Source organism: Rhizobium tumorigenes, assembly GCF_003240565.2.
GTDB classification, from domain to species: Bacteria; Pseudomonadota; Alphaproteobacteria; order Rhizobiales; family Rhizobiaceae; genus Rhizobium; species Rhizobium tumorigenes.
Window position 1 is genome coordinate 510161 of the sequence record NZ_CP117256.1, and the last position, 16508, is coordinate 526668.

Consider the following 16508-nt stretch of genomic DNA (forward strand, 5'->3'; position numbering starts at 1 on the left):
AATACCGCTACGAAGTCCTGTTGCCACCCACGCCGTTGATGAGCCAGCGCCATGTCCTGTCAAAATGCGCTTCCACATCTTCACGTGCGCTGAATTCATTGCTGCCCATCATTGCCGCGGCCGTCGGCAACGCGACCATACAGTGAATGAGATGGTTGGCGATATCATTTGCAACCCCCGCGCAGATCGCCCCGGCCTCCTGGGCTTCCTCCACCGTCCTTATCAACTTCGCCATGATCGGATCGGGCTGCGGCGGTATCGGTGCGGTCTTTTCGAACACGACGGTTTCGCTAAAGGTGATCCGCTTCAGCGCGATCAGCTCCGGCTCCATGTTGACGTGCAGAAGCTGCAGCAGCAGGGACTGCAGCCGCTTGAGAGGATCACCAGTGACCAGCGGCAGTTCCGCGATCTTCGCGACGGCACTCCTGTGGGCGTGCTCGACCACGGCCTCGAACAAGGCCACCTTCGAGGAGAACCGGCGATAGACGGTGTCCTTGCCCGCGCCGCAATGGGCCGCGACCTGCTCCATGGACGTGCCCGCAAACCCCCTGCCCGCGAAAAGCTCCGTTGCGGCAAGAATGATCCGCTCGGCCGCCATATCCTGGAACGCTTTCGGGGGACGGCCCGGCCGCACCACTGCACTCACACTTTTTTCCATTGCCTTTTCCTGCGTTTAACCCCGTCCGACTATTGTGAGAACATCCCTCTGACATCAACAGATAAAAGTTGAGTGATGCATTCATATTAACTGGACAGGACGTACCCGTTTGATTATTAGATGTACCATAATCGGATTGCTCGGGCCATGGGGAACGTTCGTGAATCGTCATATTTCTGTTGCGCAAATTTTGCTGGTGTCTACATTTCTGGTTCCGGCGCCGCAGGCGGCTTCCCAGGAAAAAGCCACGCCCTTGGTGCCCATTGTCGTTCAATCGCCGGGCAAGGACGATGACACGGCAAACAAGATTCTCGCCAAGTCCACTCCATCCGCCACCAAGACCGCAACGCCGGTAATCGAGACGCCGCAATCGGTGACGACCGTCACCCGCAGACAGATCGATGAGCAGAACCCGCAGACCGTCAGCGAAGCGCTGCGCTATACCGCCGGCGTGCTTTCCGACAGGGACTCCAATTCCCGCTACGACTCGCTGTTCATTCGCGGGTTCGGCGCCTTCGGCACCGCAACCAGCTATGTCAACTACTTGGACGGCATCAAGCTGCAGCGTGGGCAGGCTTTCGCCACACCGTCCATCGATCCGTTCTTCCTCGACCATATCGATGTCCTGAAAGGTCCGTCCGCGCTGCTCTACGGACAGGTCAGCCCAGGCGGCCTGGTAAACCAGGTCAGTCGCGCGCCATCGGATGTCCAGGCGAACGAGATCAGGATCGAGGGCGGAACCGATGGTCGCATCCAGACCGGCCTTTATTCGACAGGGCCGATCACGACCGACGGGACGTGGCAATACGGGCTCGCCACCGTCGGCCGCTCCTCGGGCACCCGCTACGACGATGTCGACGAGAAGCGGTTCGGCATCGCGCCGGCTCTCAAGTGGCAGCCCGACGCGACGACGTCCCTCACATTTTCCGGCTATTATCAGCGGGATCCCGAGGGTGGCTACTTCAATTCGATCTATCCGAAATTCCTGGCTCCGGCAGGCCTTGCCGGCTATCTCGGCCCCAAGCTCGATGTCGGGGATCCCAGCTACGATAGCTTCGAGCGCGAGCAATACGGGGCTGGCTACCAGTTCGAACATAGTTTCGACAACCAAGTAACAGTCCGCTCCAATTTCCGATATTCCGGTGTGAATTCCGAGCTGCATTCACTTCAGATGAACGGCCCGATGTCGGCGGCGGGCATCATTCCGCGCTGGGCCGTCGAATCCATCGAGGATGCCAAGGGCTTCTCGTTTGACAACCAAGCGGAATTCAAGGTCGATACAGGTGCTGTGAACCACACGCTTCTCGCCGGCGTCGATATTCAACGCACCGACAGCAGTTGGCAATATCTGCTCGGCGGGGCAACGCCGCTTGATGTCACAAACCCCGTCTACGGCCAGCCGGTTGGGCCGTTCGTGAAAGCGATCGATACCGACCTGTCCCTGCGCCAGACCGGGATCTACCTTCAAGATCAGATCGAACTCGGCGGCCTGCGCGGCGTCTTCGGCGTGCGCCACGACTGGGCGGACCAAGACACGGACAACCTGCTCGCCGGAACATCGTCCGACCAGTCGGACAGCGCGACGAGCTATCGGGCCGGCCTTCTCTATCTCTTCGATAACGGTATCGCGCCCTTCGCCAGCTATTCCACCTCATTCGAACCATCCACCAGCACCGGCGCGGGCGGCGCAGCGTTCAAGCCGACCGACGCACAGCAATATGAGGTGGGGATAAAGTATCAACCCACGGGGTTCGACGCGCTATTCACCGTGTCGGCCTTCGATATCCGCCAGCAGAACGTCGTTTCTTACGACGCCGCATCGGGTTTCAACGTTCAGCAGGGCGAGATCCATTCGCGCGGAGTGGAATTCGAAGCGAGGGGTAATGTAACGAGCAATATCGAGCTGATCGGCGCGTTTTCCCTGCTCGATACGACGGTCTCCAAATCGTTCGACACATCCCTCATCGGCAATCGTCCGCAGGCCGTGCCACGGTATTTCGGTTCGCTCTGGGCCAATTATACCGTTGACAGCGGTGCGCTGGAGGGACTGAGCATTGGCGGCGGCGTGCGTTTTGTCGGATCGAGCTACAGCGATGACGCCAATACGGTGAAAGCCGATGGATATACCTTGCTGGATGCGGCGCTGAGTTACGACTTTGGTGCGAAAAACCTGAAGTTAAAGGGTCTTCAGGCGACGCTGAACGTCACCAATCTGCTCGACAAGGAATACTATTCCTCCTGCAGTTCCGAATATTATTGCCAGTACGGAAACGGAAGAACGCTTCTCGCGGGCCTGAAGTACAAGTGGTGACGAACGTTGAAGATCGATAGACGTCAATTCTGCGCCTCCATCGCCGCCGGCGGCATCCTGCTGGGCGCAAGGCCGCTCCTGGCGGCGGAACCGGTCACGGTCGTCGACATAGCCGGGCGCACGGTGCATCTCCCGGCGCCGCCCAGACGTATCATTTTGCTGGAAGGCCACGATCTGCTGACAATGTCGCTCCTCCATCCAGATCCCGCAGCGCTCGTCGTGGGTTGGGCGGCCGTCGACAGGATCGACAGCAAGATCCTGGAAACGCGACTGCGGAACAATCACGCGCTGGCGGAGGTCGGCAAGCAGGGGCCCGACACCGTGTCGCTGGAAGGCGTAATTGGCCTCATGCCCGACCTCATCGTCACCACGGAGTTCATGACGCCGGGTGGTGATGGGAATCCGCTGCTGGAGCGTCTGAAGCTGCTCGATATTCCCGTCGTTTTCAGCGATGCCTCGAGCAACGGACCGGCCGATGGCCAATCGCCCGATCCGATCGCACAACTCGAAATCTCGATGCGAATGTGGGGCACCCTTCTCGGTAAAACGGCGAAGGCGGACGCGTTCACAGCCTTCGTGAGACGGCAGATGGCAGGCATCGCCGCACGGGTTTCCCGCAAACCGGCCGTGACGACCTATCTCGAAGTCCAGTCCACGCTCGATGATTGCTGCTGGGCCGCGGGGCGCAAGGTCTGGGGCGAATTGCTGGCCTTGGCCGGCGGTGCGCCGCTGCCAGGCATCACCGCGCCGTGGTTTCAGAAGCTGTCGCTCGAATACCTGCTATCCACCAGCTTCGACGTCTACATCGCCTCAGGCGGCGGGTGGGCGTCCGGCAGCCGACCTGCGATCGGTCCGGCGATCGACCCCAAGCTGGGCCAGGGGGGATTGCAGCGCCTGATCGACGGCCGGCCCGGCTTCGATGCCTTGCCAAGCGTTCTCGCGAGGCGCGTGCACGGGATCTGGACCGGACTGATCACCAATCTGCCTCTCAACATCCTGTTCGTGGCGCAAGCGGCGCAATGGCTTCATCCCGAAGAATGCGCCGACCTCGACCCAGCGGCGATCCTCGACAGCATCAACACCCAGTTCGCGGCCTTTCCGATCGAGGGACCTTTGTGGGCCTCGATATAAGCCTATGGAGCCAGTCCGGATGTTACCGACTTCGTTGAAGACATATAGAGCCACCGCCGTGGTGCGATTTCCCGGGATCGACGCGTACGTGGATCCGATCCTTGAGTCGATCGCCACCCACGACATGGTCGTGGAGGCGGCGGCGGGGATACATCATTTCCGGTCGTCTTTCGGCCATGCCACGCTCGAAGTCCTCGAGGACGGCTTCCGGCTGACGGCCGAGGCTCCGGACGCCGGCGGTCTCAACCGGGTGAAACATGCGCTGGTCGGGCCGATCGGCTTCATCGCCGCCCGCGAGACGATGGACATTCTATGGGAGGGCGATCATGCGGAGCCTGCTTTGCCCGACGATCTACGGATTCTGCAGGTGACGTCGATCGAGGACATTGCTCCTCGCCTCCGCCGCATGACGTTTCGCGGCGAAAATCTGGAGCGCTACGATCGCTCCGATCAGTTGCACTGTCGACTTATTTTTCAGCCCCGCGGCATCAGCGAGCCCCTGTGGCCCATGCTCGATCACCGCGGCCATGTTGTCTGGCCGGACGCCGGCGCGGTGCCGACGCGCGTCTACACCATCCGGCATATCCATGCCGCCCGGCGGGAAATCGCCGTCGACTTCGCCCTTCACTCAAACCCCGGCCCCGCAACGCAATGGGCCATGGACGCCAGACAGGGCGACGTCGTCGGCATTCTGGGTCCGGCCGCGCACGGGCCGAAAGATGCCGGGTTCTATGTGCTGATCGCGGATGAAACAGGATTGCCGGGGGTTGCCCGGATCGTTGAAACCCTGCCTGCCACGGCAACCGGCCTTGCATTCATAGAGGTGGATTCCGATGCCGACGAATTGCCGATGCGCTATCCCGAGGGGATGTCGATCGTCTGGCTGCACAGGAACGGCGCCGGCCCCGGCACGACGACCTTGCTGCAGGATGCCCTACGAAGGGTAGAGTGGCCCGACAATGCGGACAGGACCTTCGTATGGGGTGGATGCGAACATAAGGCGTTCAGCGCCATCCATCGGTATCTGAAAACAGAAGTCGGGCTGCCGAGAGACCGCTTCCTCCTGTACTCCCACTGGCATCGGTCACTCAGCGAGGAAGAAATCATCGCAATTGGCGGCAAGGCATATCTCCCAGAGTAAGGTCAAGCGTATGATTGATCGAATGGGGCAGCATTGACCGGCCTGCGTGCGTGCGGCCGATCGCCTTTTTTATGGGTGTCGGCCGTTAAATGAGCGGATTCGAGCGCCCGGCGTCTCTAAGCGGGGCGCGTGAGCTGGCTCTCGTCACCGCCTAGTCTGCTCGGCATTTCATCGCTCTGTCTGGAAGGAGCCAGCTTCTCCGAAGCTCTATCACTACAAGCAAAACTCACTCGACTACGGCGCATAAGTTTTTGGTGTGAACTCCTTATCGGAGGTGAGCCATCTTGGATGCGATTGTTGCCATCTCGACCGGCAAACGCTATGTTTACGTCGACATTCATCGAGGATCACCATGTCCGAACCACAGCTTTCCATCCGCAGTGCCAAGGCGCGTGACCTGGCCCATGCGCTGGCCCGACGGACCGGCCAGCCTATCAACAGGCTCGTCGAGCAAGCGCTTGAGCTCTACGACCAGGAACTGCGTGAAAAACAAGCAAAGACGCCGGCCGATATCCTTTGGGACCTGATGGCGGAAGGCCGCCGCTCGGTGCCGTCAGGCACGACGTCGGCTCATGATGATCTCTATGACGAAAACGGCCTGCCTAAATGATTGCTCTCGATACGTCAGCGATCGTGGCCACCGCGCTGGGCGAGCCTGAGGCCGAACTTTTCCACGCCCTTATAAGCCGCGAAGAAGTCCTCGTGGGTTGGCCAACCGTTCTCGAGGCCCGGATGGTGTTGACGGGAAAGCGCTTTCCAGGTGCTGCGGCCGTCATCGCCCAGTTGGTCGTGCTGCCCAATGTCACCGCCGTCGCGTTTGGTGAGCGCCACTACCATGCCGCAGAGCTCGCGTTCGAGCGGTTCGGAAAGGGGCACCATCCAGCGAGCCTGAACATGGGTGACTGCTTCTCCTATGCGGTGTCTGCGGTGGCTAAGGCGCCCCTCTTGTTCAAGGGGCGGGACTTTTGGCAATCTGACCTGAAATTACATTCGGCGTCATCGACGGCATGAGCGGATCAAGCGACAAGGCCCTGAACCGCCGGCTCGAAGAGCTCGACACGATCGCCGCCGTCCTGCCGATGGGGCGACGGGACGAACTCGCTGAAATCCTGTCGGACGAGGACGTCAAAACCCTTCGTCATCTGGTCAATGAGGGCATGGGTGCCAATTCTTTGCGCGCTCTCACATCGGATCTCGCCTACCTGCAGGCCTGGTCGCTTGCTGCCACCGGCAAATCCCTCCCTTGGCCGGCCCCTGAGGCGCTGCTCCTGAAGTTCGTGGCCCATCATCTCTGGGATCCGGAAAAGAGACTGACTGATCCACAGCATGGCATGCCGATCATCGTAGAAGAAATCCTTCGCAGCCAGGGCCTTCTTAGAGTGGCGGGACCGCATGCGCCCGATACCGTTCGCAGACGGCTTGCCACATGGTCGACACTGACAAAATGGCGCGGGTTGAATGGTGTCTTCGCCTCCCCTTCCCTGAAATCGGCCATTCGACTGGCTGTTCGCGCCAACCCACGACCAAGAAAACGCAAGAGTGCTCAGGCCGTTACATCAGATGTGCTGGCAAAACTGCTCGGCACCTGTCGCAGCACAAGCCTTCGCGACGTCCGCGATCGGGCAATCCTGATGGTGGCCTTTGCCTCCGGCGGCCGTCGTCGCAGCGAAATCGCCGGACTGCGGCGGGAACAGTTCACCGTTGAGCCTTCAATCGCCGTTGAAGGTGCCCCTCCCCTCCTGTCGCTCTCCATCCATCTTAGACGTACCAAGACCAGCAGTGCCGACACCGAGGAGGTCGTGTACCTCACCGGCCGGCCGGTCGATGCGCTGAACGCCTGGCTCAAGGCTGCCAGGATCGACAGCGGCAGTGTGTTTCGGGCGATTGATCGCTGGGGCAATGTGTCCCGCAGGGCGCTCGATCCGAAGGCCGTCAATGATATTGTCAAGCATCGGGCCGCGCTGGCCGGGCTGGAGGCTGGGGAGTTTTCGGCGCACGGCTTGCGATCAGGCTATCTGACCGAGGCGGCCAATCGTGGCGTTCCCCTTCCTGAAGCCATGGAACAGTCTCGGCACCGCTCGGTCCAACAGGCGTCCAGCTATTACAACAATGCGACCCGGCGCACCGGACGGGCCGCCAAACTGCTGTAGGAGGCACACAATCAAAACTTTCGTAGCTGTTTTTGGTTGATAAAGGCGGCGTACGATTTGGAGTAATTCTTGCTCCGACCCCAATCCGACCCAAAAATCATGCAATAAAACAAAAATCTCAAGTGACGTCACGAGAACTGAACTGCTCTTTCTCAGGCGCAAGGGCCATAAGCGGATCAGCAGTTTTAAAGGCCGCAATCAACTTTGGTATGTCTGAGTCATTGACAGCAATCGGATGAGCCGTAGCAGCATAAAAATGCGCCATGAATTCCTCTGGCAGTCGTACTCTGTACTTCTCAACCCAATGTAATATCACTCCGTCCCAAAAATATACGCCATCTGAAAAAACAACGTTTCTCACCATATCGTGCTGACTGTATGGGTCGCGCGTGGGGCTTACAAATTCGATGAGAATCAGTCCCTGTTTTAGGTAAGCAGCAACTTCTTTAGCAAGCCTGACGGGCATTGCATTCATATTGTCTTCAATACTCGGAGCCGCCAATGACTCGGGCAAGTCTTGTCGTTCCTTATATAAAAATAAGCGCTTCAAATTTTCCATAACGTCACTTTCGCTGAAAAATGGCCACTTAGCTTGTCTGGTGACGTTGCACCGCTGAATTAATCCATTTTGAGAATTGATCCCTGCACTGACGGGGTTCGGGCATGGGGTAAAGTCTATTGCCCACAACTGGCGCTCTTATTGGGCCTTCGTTTCAATCCGTGGCCAGAGCGTTTAGCTGTAGTGTGCCGTGAAGCAGACCGTTTAATGTTGGAAGTTTTTGCAAAACCGCCGAAAAGCTAAGGCTGCTTTCAGGCCCTGGATGTCTTCAGCTCGACCCATGCTTGATAGTAATCGCATTCCGTGCCTAATCGTTGCTCATGGCGATCGCCGTCCAACTGTCAAAGAGGTCCCAGAAATCCATACCAACCAACGGCTCGTCATCATCAACCCAGAGCAACATGGCGTCTGGGTTTTCGCCGAAGGTGCTGCTAAGGCTCACATAGCCTTGGCCTTTGCCACCGCTGTTAAAAACATTCAGATAGTCTTTCGACTTATGATTGTTAAACTCACTTAATGACGGCTCGGTTAGATATTCGTTGCCGTCCCGACCGATTGGACGGATATCTCGTTCCGGCAACAGACCGCCCATCGAGTGGAAATCACAAAATCCATCCATTAAATTATAGAATTTACCAATGCTGCCACCAAACCGGGAAGCTGCTCTAGGCAAGAAGCCCCTGTAGGACACCATATCTCCATCTAGAAGGCGGTCGACCACTAGCATGAGATCTATATCCAACTTTACGAGATAGGCATCCTTTGTTGTTTCGCCAAGCGTGGCAAGTGTCTCCGGCATGAGGGAAAAAACCTGATCCGCCAGCATTTCAAAAGCGGCAATCCGCCTGGTCTGATCGCCGTCAGCCAACGGCGCCCAAAGGCTGGGAAGTGCACCGACCGCCGAATGAGTGGTGACGATAGAAAAATTTCCAGTCAAGAATTTGGAAATGTAGGCTTCGTTCATTACATTTTCCTGCGTACACTATCGTTGTGTTGAGTTTAGCTCATTTATCTGTTGTTGCAACTGAGGTCGCAACGTAGTCGACCGGTCAATCATTTGTTGGCGGAGCTTGGTGTTGACGGTGATCTGATCGCCACCCTGACCGTAAGTTGTCCAATCTTCAAATGATTTTGCGCCTTTCGATGCATTGGCTGACTTACTAAGGCCAGTGAAATTATCTGGGTTATTCAAAACCTTAAGCTGATTTTCAGGAGATAGATCAGCAAACCCATCCATCTGCGTAATTTCCTTCATCGAAACGATATGGTCCGCCTCTAGCGACTGGGTGCGCTGCTTCCCTGGCAGCCACGGATCATCGACCGGGTTTTCCGGCGTTGCTTTTGGCTGACTTTCATTGACGGCATCGCGAATCCGTTGATTTGGCGTTTTGCTCCTTAGCTTTTTGTATTCCTCCTTCGTTAGCTTTTTCTTGGGTGGCTCCAGCTCTTCCTTCGTACTTCTGGCCCCTTGGGAGCCATCAACCTCAGATTTTGCCGTCTTGGCCGCATCCTCTGCGGCTTGACTACCTTCCGTCCGTGCTTCTGTTCGTCCGATAGTCGAGGCTACATGCGCACCTTCAGCCGCCGTTTTCATCGTGGCAGCCGCTGCGCCAAAGCCACCGCCAATCGCTTGCGTCATTCCGGTTACATTTTCTACCCCTTCAGCCGTTTCAGGAGATGCCCCCGCTGCACGTGCGGCACTGCCGGCAATTTTCTGTAAGTTGGTTTGCTGAAACTCGCCCGTCCACAGGGTCTTTAAATTCGCCTGGCCATTGTCCACGGCGTTTCCGACAAGCAACGCTCCACCAGCCATGGCTGGTATTCCTGGAGCAGCCCCCACTCCAGTTGCACTGGCCGCACCACCCCCAGTAGCCAGTGCCAACCCTGCTGCTCCTTCGAAGGCGGAACCGACCACACCGACAGCGGCAATACCTCGGGTTACGACTTTGTAGTGGCTATTGTCGAAATCCCAGACTGCTTTATTGGCTTGAGAAAGCTTGTCGCCGGACCATTCCCAAGCTTTCTCGTACCAAGCCTTGTCCTGATGATCTGTCGAACTTGGGGCAGCGTGAACATCTGTTGACTTCACATGGACATATTCACCTTCAGTGTTACCGTTATTTAGCGTGCAGCGATCGTTGTGCCTTTGCACCCAGATGCCGTTTGCGCGAACTATTCCCGAAGAGGTTACCGGCTCAACTACGTCGCCGACGGTTTGTGACTTACACCCGAGGCCGACGCCTGGCTCATCCCCGTAACAGCAAGAAAATTTGGAGTCCTGGCGCTTGATGAACAACCCGTTCGAGCGCACATCAGGAGAGTAGTTCAAACTGTCAGAAGCCTTGCCCCATGACATATACGGCACGGGGTTCTCCGGCGACTTACAGACGTCCGGCGACAGGCAGATTGCGAGTGCCATACTATCGCTCGGTATGAACTCCGGCGGAGGAGGATTAGCCGCCGTAGGCGGCGGCGTGTCGGCTTTCTGTTCGACCTGCCCTGGAAACTGCTTCCATCGATCGGCATTTGTGTCGATGCGGACCCATTCTATGGGCTCCGGATCTGGCGTCGCCGGCGAGTCCTCATCGTCTGCCATCAGGCCACACCCTCCGGCATATCGACAATGCTCATTTTCGGTAGGCCGGTCCGCTCTGGCCAGGGAAATCCGCAGCGCCATGTGAGGAACACACGGCCGACGCCCGGGCGCAGATCAAAATGAACGCCGTCGAGCACCATGGGGCCTTTCAAGGGGCCGTTTCCCTGATCGACATCTATCTGCAGCCTGATGTCGGGGAGGCGTCCGCGAAGTACTTCGCGTCCCGGCAGAAGATGATCCAGCTCGAATGCCTCATCACCAATGAAATGGGTCTGGCTCACCAGGCCCGTCGGAGCGGCCTGCCAGAAGGAAAAATCGAAATCTGTGGGCAAGAGCGGATGCCGTTCCTTAAGCCAGACATCGTCATAGGTGCCAGCACGAGATAAGCGATCCTTCCAGAAGGGCGATATCGGCCCTAGACCGGCAGGTGCCAAGCGGTCTTTGACATTACGGATCGGTTGATCTGCATCTTCTATCTGCGGAGCGGGCCACTCCCGCTGTTCACGGAAGCGATCTTCATCGACTATGCCGATGCCGACAGGGTTGCGCTCGCAAACTTCACCACCCTCGCTCCGCCCGCCGAATGCCAATCGCCAGTCGATCGGGACATAGTCAACCGCCTTACCCTCGGTCAAATCCCAGCCGTCCAGCCTTTCTTCCTTGTCGCGATCAATAAGGCCGCGCCAGGCCTTACGGGTCCGTGCCCGCCAGACGCGAGGTCCATGAACACGCAACCGCCGTCCCACGGGGCCGACCTTGATGCCGCAGGTCCATGAGGACGAGGCTTGTCCGTCAGGCGGAAAGGCCGCCCCGATGAAGGTCACGTCGGTGCCCGGCTTGAAAGGCGCTAGGTCTGTGCAGGCCATCTGCGGCGACTTGTGTGGATCGCCATCATAAGTATCAGACATGACAAGCGGACGTTGCTTATCGTCCAAAGCGAGCGGGCCGCTGACCGCCAGCTTGAACGTTCCGCGCGCCACAACCACGCCCATAAGTTCGCCCACGAGATTATATTGACGAAAGGCGAGAGCTGGAAAAGGCGTATGATTTTCAACCGACATCAGATGTCATCCCTTGGCAGCGGAATCAGCCAAAGTGGGAGAAGCCTCCGACAAACCGCCGCCAGGCTTGTTGAGATCCACGACAGAGCCATTGATTTGCGTCGGACCAGAGGCTGTAAAGTTGAAATGCGTACCGAGGATAATCACGGTACCGTCCTTGCGCATGATGAATTTCGATGCACCGCACTCGATGACAAACTCCTCTCCAACAATGACCTTCTTGAACTTGCCAACGCTCTCCAATGATGTCTGCCCGACGTTCACTACCTTGCTCACACCGATCTGCTCGGCCTTGGCGACACCGACACTTGTCGACTGAAACGCGCCGACAATGGTGTTCATGATTCCGGGCATCGGGAAGAGGCTGGAGGCAGCGTCGCCGACGCCGGTGCCGGAGCCGGCAAGCGCTGTACCGGCGTCCGCGCGGGGGCTCGGGCCGGCGACGACGCCTTCGCGGCTGCCGAGACCGCCTGCGCCGAGAAAGCCCAATGCCGAGGAGGCGAGCGTGGTTGCGAAGCCCGCGAGCCCGGCCCCCCCCGCCACCGGCGATCTGAGCTGCCTGGGAGAGCAGGTCTGCAGTCTGGCCGGACAGCGCCTGGACGCCGGCCATCGCCAGCATAGCCATCGGCCCTGTGCCACCGACCACCGTATTCACCGAACCGCCGATCTCGTGCTTCTGGTTGCCGGAGACTTCCACCGCACGGTTGCCGCCAACCGAGGCGACCTCGTGGCGGTCGACGCGCTTGGTGCGATCGTTCAGCACCCGCGTCGTCTGGTCCTTCTGGGCGTGGAAAAACATGTTCTCCCTGCCCGCCTCGTCCTCGAACGAAAGTTCGTTAAAGCCTTGGCCCTTATGCGTGTTGGAGCGCATCACCGTGCGGGTCTTGTTTGCCGGCAAATCATAAGGCACGCCATTCGCCGGATTGGGCACCACCCCCGTCACCAGCGGACGATCCGGATCGCCGTCGACGAAAGCGACCATGACTTCCATGCCGATGCGCGGGATGATCTGGCCGCCCCAGGTGGAGCCGGCCCAGGATTGGGCGACCCGCACCCATGTGGTGTCCGAGCCATCCTTCTTTGCCCGGCGATCCCAGGGGAACCACACCTTGATGCGGCCGTATTGGTCCGGGTGGATCTCCTCGCCCTCAGGACCCGCCACGATCGCCACCTGCGCGCCCTCGATGCGCGGGCGCTTGGTGTCGCGGTGCGGGGTCATCGGCACGCGTGACGGGATTGCCTCGAAGCGGTTGGTATATTCGGGCTCGTTGGTGTTGGTCTCGTAGGAGCGGTCGACGACCTCGTAGACCGCCCGGACGATCACGTGTTCCTCGTAGGCATGGTCGGGGTGGGCGACTTCGTAAGGAGTAAACCGGCGACCGGCTTCGAGGATGCGCGAGGTCGAGGCGCCGAAGACACGGTCGTGGTCGGCCTCCGAGGACTGCATCCGCAGTTTTTCGGCCCGCTCTGCCTCGGCCACCGAGGAGATGCGGGCCGGGTATTCGTAAAGCTCGCGCTTGATCGCATCCGGCATCTGCACCAGCGACGGCGTCATCGTGCCCGGGACCATGCGCGGCGTCTCGAAATTCCAGTCGGCGCCGGCGCGCTGGCCCGGCACATAGGAGAAGCGGCGTGCCCAGTCGTTGATGTGGTTGCGATCCGACGAACCCTGGGCCAAGCGCACTTTCGTCTCTCCCCTCGCCGACGGTGAAGGGCCGAGCCAGCCGCTGGCGCTGTCGGCCACATGCAGCCGGTGCTTGCCGTCCTCGTGGGAGAACCAGTAAAATAGCCCGTCTTCCTCGAAACGGCGAGTGAGATAGGCTAGATCGGTCTCGTTCCACTGAACAGAATAATGCTGGGGTGGTGGCGGAGAAACAATCCCTGAGGTATCGGGGGCGGGAATGCCGTGCTCGGAAAACAGCGTCTCGACGATGTCGACCGACGTCTTGTCCATCCAGATGCGGCAGTCGGAGCGTTGCGACAGAAGCCACATCTGCGGCCGAAGTACCATCGAATAGGCACGCAGGCCGCGGGTGATCGGCGGCCCCTCGTTGAGTTCGGTGACGAGGCCGTTGAAAGGCCGACGCACCGCACTGCCCTCCTCACCATCCCCCTGCTCCACCTCGACGGACACATCCATCAACCGGCCGATCAGATCCTCAGGCTTTACCTGCTCTTTCTTAGAGCGCGCCGAGATGCGGATCTCGAACAGCGCCGATATGCCTTCGTGGATCACCGCGCGCTCCGGCAGAAGCTGGTCTTCGCCGAGCGGCGAGACGATCTTCAGGATACGGTTTGCCTGGATGAAATCGGCGGCATTGGAAACGCCATTGTCCATGAGGGCCTCAACACGTCTCGAAACCAGAATGGCACCACCGGAAACCGATTGATGCATGAAAATGCACGTCAAGTTTGTAAGTAAAAAATAGTCGGCGGGCCTTCTGGGTCAACCCCTAAAATGCTGGTGTCGCTCACCAAGGCTTTCTGCGGCAGCCTAGACTCTGAAAATGTGGGCAAAATTAGCACGCATCAAGACAGCGGGCTTTCTGGCGCTTACACTCGGCGTGATCTGAGGCTAGTCTAGTGTCTCATTCGGACACAGGACGCGCTCCACACAGATCGCGGATCTAATGATAGATGGACAATCCTTGGCCTCGAGCGAAAACCCCACGACACCTGAGAAGCAACAGGACGATGCGGATACTTATGGTCTCACCCGCGAGCCAGCCAACAAAAACCGCGGTGCCGGATGGTCCGTCGCCCTGCGCCGACGCGGCCATAAGATCGTAAGACTATTCAAGGACAGCATCTACGGCTCATCTGAGGCAAGTTATGAGCGAGCGCGTGCCTATCGTGACGCCATCATCTCGGCCGTGCCGCCGCCCACCAATCACGAGCAGGCAGTCCAGATCCGCAGGAATAACCACAGCGGGATTTCCGGCGTACGGCGTGTCGAGACAGAGAGCGGCGATGCATGGCAAGCCACGTTGCTGACGAAGGAAGGACAGAAGAGGGAAACCTTCCCCGTCGGTCGATATGGAGAAGAGGTCGCCAAATCCATGGCGATCGCGCAGCGCTCCAGATGGCTAAAGGGGCTGGCGGGCAAGCATCTCGCATATTCGATCCATTCCGAAGAGGTCACTCGCCATAAATTCAACGACCAGCTTGTCTCTTCCGGGGATGTCATGCCCCATGTGCAGATCACCGAAGAGGAGATAGTCGCACGACTTGCCGCCATTGACGTCGCGTTCGATGCGGACCGCCCTCCCCGGCTGCGCGTGCGTGTGAAGAGCTATGCCAAGGGCCGGTTAAGTGTTGCGATCTCAGATGGCGGCCAACCGGCACAGCGCAAACTAATCCAGCTGAATACGGCGTCGCTGTCACACGCAGACATGCTGCAAGCCTCCAGAACGACCATTGGGGAAGTTGTCGCCGCCTTCTATAACGCCGATGTTGCTCGCTGGTTTATGGAAACACATGGGAGCGCTCTTCTGGCCGAGGCGAACTTCGACAGTGCGGTAGGTTTCAATGTCCTCGTGTGGATACCTGGCGAAGTGCATGGCAAGTAATTCAACGTTGAAAAAGCACCCCAAGACACACAAGAAATTACCGGCCAATTATACGTACCGGTACCGGGACCCTTTTCGCTTTTACATTCATAGCAAGCAGAACTTGTAGCCTATATGGATGGGCAAAACCTGCCTGAATTGGCCCGAGGCTTTGTTGGCTATGCCCCAACATTGAAACGGTGTTCTTCCTTGGCGGCTTTGAAGACCTGCCGAGCGGCATCAGCGTTCATTGCGGCAATGCCAATCCCAACGATGAGATCTGGCCACGCCGACGACCACAGGAACGCAGTTATGAGCCCTGCTACGACGATTCCAATGTTGGCGATCGCATCGTTTCGCGCAGACAAAAAGGCTGCCTTGGTGAGACTGCCGCCATGACTTAGGTACGGTGCTAGAAGGAAAGCGCAGAGGAGGTTGACGATCAAAGCGCCAGCGCCCGTCACGGTCAGGGACAGCGGGTCAGGCGGTGAAAGAGAGTGGAGCTTGCTCCAAGCGGTCCATAGTGTTGCCAGCCCTGGCACCATCAAAAGTGCCGCCAGCAGCATTCCGAGCCTGGCACGATTTCGAACGCTCCAACCCAGCCCAATCAAAATCAGCAGATTGACCGAGGCGTCCTCAAGGAAGTCCAAGCTGTCAGCGAAGAGGGAAACTGATCCAATGGAAAGGGCCACGCCGAATTCGATCCCGAAGTAACCGATGTTGAGCGCCGCAACCCATCTGACGATCCTTGCAAGGTCGACATCGGTCCGTTGGGTCGCTGCCTGACCATGGGGCGCTGATTTTTTCCTCACCGGTTCTCATCCTGCGCGTCGTAAACCTGGCGCGCATAGCTATCCAATAGCGCTTCACATTCGGCGAGCCGCCGCTCGGCCTCTGCAGCCAAATCCGCACCGTAGAAGTCGAGCTTTCTGATTTTTTCCAGCCAAGTCTGGAGTTTCTTCAGATCGGCATCATTCTCCTCCAGCTCAGCATAGGTGAAATGGCCATCGGCTGTTTCCTTGGCTATTTCCGCATCGAAGTCGGTGCATTTGCCGAGGAATTCCCGATATTGTTCGTCACGGTCGGCTTTAAAGCGGCCTACAACCTTATCTTCTTGCGATTTATCAAGGGCGATGGTTTCCAGGATGACAGCTTCGCCCTGGATCTGCGCGAGCTCGTTTTCCAAGAGCTTGATGTGACGGACATGCTCGTCGGTCTTCGGCAGAAGGCAAACGCCGTTTTGAAGATAAACCGCGCCCATGCCTTTAAGCCGGCGCCAAAAGCTGACGCGGTAACGCGACGGTTCGGAAGGAACCTTATAGGTTAGGAGAAGCCAAGTGAGAGATGTCATAG

Annotated in this window: 14 protein-coding genes and 1 pseudogene; 7 read left to right on the forward strand and 8 right to left on the reverse strand. The window is 58.4% G+C overall.

Annotated features, from left to right (window positions below; genetic code table 11):
- Positions 1-7: 7 nt before the first annotated feature.
- Positions 8-658, reverse strand: a complete 651-nt coding sequence (locus PR017_RS20155; protein ID WP_111221317.1) for a TetR/AcrR family transcriptional regulator — start codon at positions 656-658, stop codon at positions 8-10.
- A gap of 196 nt (positions 659-854) precedes the next feature.
- On the opposite strand from PR017_RS20155, the gene PR017_RS20160 reads away from it, so the two are divergent.
- The 6 genes from PR017_RS20160 to PR017_RS20185 all read left to right on the forward strand — a co-directional run bounded on the left by PR017_RS20160 (position 855) and on the right by PR017_RS20185 (position 7391).
- Positions 855-2969: a TonB-dependent siderophore receptor gene (locus PR017_RS20160; protein WP_240539055.1), complete on the forward strand. Its 2115-nt coding sequence runs from the start codon at positions 855-857 to the stop codon at positions 2967-2969.
- 6 nt (positions 2970-2975) lie between these two features.
- Positions 2976-4100 (forward strand): ABC transporter substrate-binding protein, encoded by a 1125-nt coding sequence (locus tag PR017_RS20165; RefSeq protein ID WP_240539056.1) that lies wholly within the window; start codon positions 2976-2978, stop codon positions 4098-4100.
- Positions 4101-4188: 88 nt separating this feature from the next.
- A complete protein-coding gene (locus tag PR017_RS20170) occupies positions 4189-5241 on the forward strand; it encodes an SIP domain-containing protein (protein WP_240539057.1) in 1053 nt (350 codons plus the stop codon).
- Positions 5242-5593: 352 nt separating this feature from the next.
- Entirely contained in the window at positions 5594-5851 is a 258-nt protein-coding gene (locus PR017_RS20175; protein ID WP_111221320.1) for a type II toxin-antitoxin system VapB family antitoxin, read from the forward strand.
- On the forward strand, positions 5848-6252 hold the full coding sequence (locus PR017_RS20180) for a type II toxin-antitoxin system VapC family toxin (protein WP_111221321.1): 405 nt from the start codon (positions 5848-5850) through the stop codon (positions 6250-6252). Before PR017_RS20175 ends, PR017_RS20180 begins: the two co-directional genes overlap by 4 nt.
- A complete protein-coding gene (locus PR017_RS20185) occupies positions 6249-7391 on the forward strand; it encodes a site-specific integrase (protein WP_111221322.1) in 1143 nt (380 codons plus the stop codon). The genes PR017_RS20180 and PR017_RS20185 overlap by 4 nt, the downstream gene beginning before the upstream one ends.
- Before the next feature lie 118 nt (positions 7392-7509).
- Here PR017_RS20185 and PR017_RS20190 read toward each other — a convergent pair whose 3' ends face one another.
- The 5 genes and pseudogenes from PR017_RS20190 to tssI form a co-directional block, all read right to left on the reverse strand.
- A complete protein-coding gene (locus tag PR017_RS20190) occupies positions 7510-7950 on the reverse strand; it encodes a hypothetical protein (RefSeq protein WP_111221323.1) in 441 nt (146 codons plus the stop codon).
- A 307-nt stretch (positions 7951-8257) separates the two neighbouring features.
- On the reverse strand, positions 8258-8914 hold the full coding sequence (locus PR017_RS20195) for a hypothetical protein (RefSeq protein WP_111221324.1): 657 nt from the start codon (positions 8912-8914) through the stop codon (positions 8258-8260).
- Positions 8915-8932: 18 nt separating this feature from the next.
- The gene (locus PR017_RS20200) at positions 8933-10546 is read right to left on the reverse strand and encodes a DUF4150 domain-containing protein (RefSeq protein WP_161959354.1); all 1614 of its coding nucleotides are present in this window, start codon (positions 10544-10546) and stop codon (positions 8933-8935) included.
- Positions 10546-11538, reverse strand: coding sequence for a DUF2169 family type VI secretion system accessory protein (locus PR017_RS20205; RefSeq protein WP_240539058.1), 993 nt, complete (start codon positions 11536-11538; stop codon positions 10546-10548). The genes PR017_RS20200 and PR017_RS20205 overlap by 1 nt, the downstream gene beginning before the upstream one ends.
- Positions 11539-11613: 75 nt before the next feature.
- Positions 11614-13945: pseudogene (gene tssI / locus PR017_RS20210) on the reverse strand (type VI secretion system tip protein TssI/VgrG).
- Positions 13946-14255: 310 nt separating this feature from the next.
- Between tssI and PR017_RS20215 the strand changes: the two are divergent.
- Positions 14256-15176, forward strand: a complete 921-nt coding sequence (locus tag PR017_RS20215) for a hypothetical protein (protein WP_240539059.1) — start codon at positions 14256-14258, stop codon at positions 15174-15176.
- A 158-nt stretch (positions 15177-15334) separates the two neighbouring features.
- Here PR017_RS20215 and PR017_RS20220 read toward each other — a convergent pair whose 3' ends face one another.
- The gene (locus PR017_RS20220; RefSeq protein WP_111221328.1) at positions 15335-15967 is read right to left on the reverse strand and encodes a cation efflux transmembrane domain-containing protein; all 633 of its coding nucleotides are present in this window, start codon (positions 15965-15967) and stop codon (positions 15335-15337) included.
- Positions 15964-16506, reverse strand: coding sequence for a Chromate resistance protein ChrB (locus PR017_RS20225; RefSeq protein WP_111221329.1), 543 nt, complete (start codon positions 16504-16506; stop codon positions 15964-15966). The genes PR017_RS20220 and PR017_RS20225 overlap by 4 nt, the downstream gene beginning before the upstream one ends.
- Positions 16507-16508: the final 2 nt, after the last annotated feature.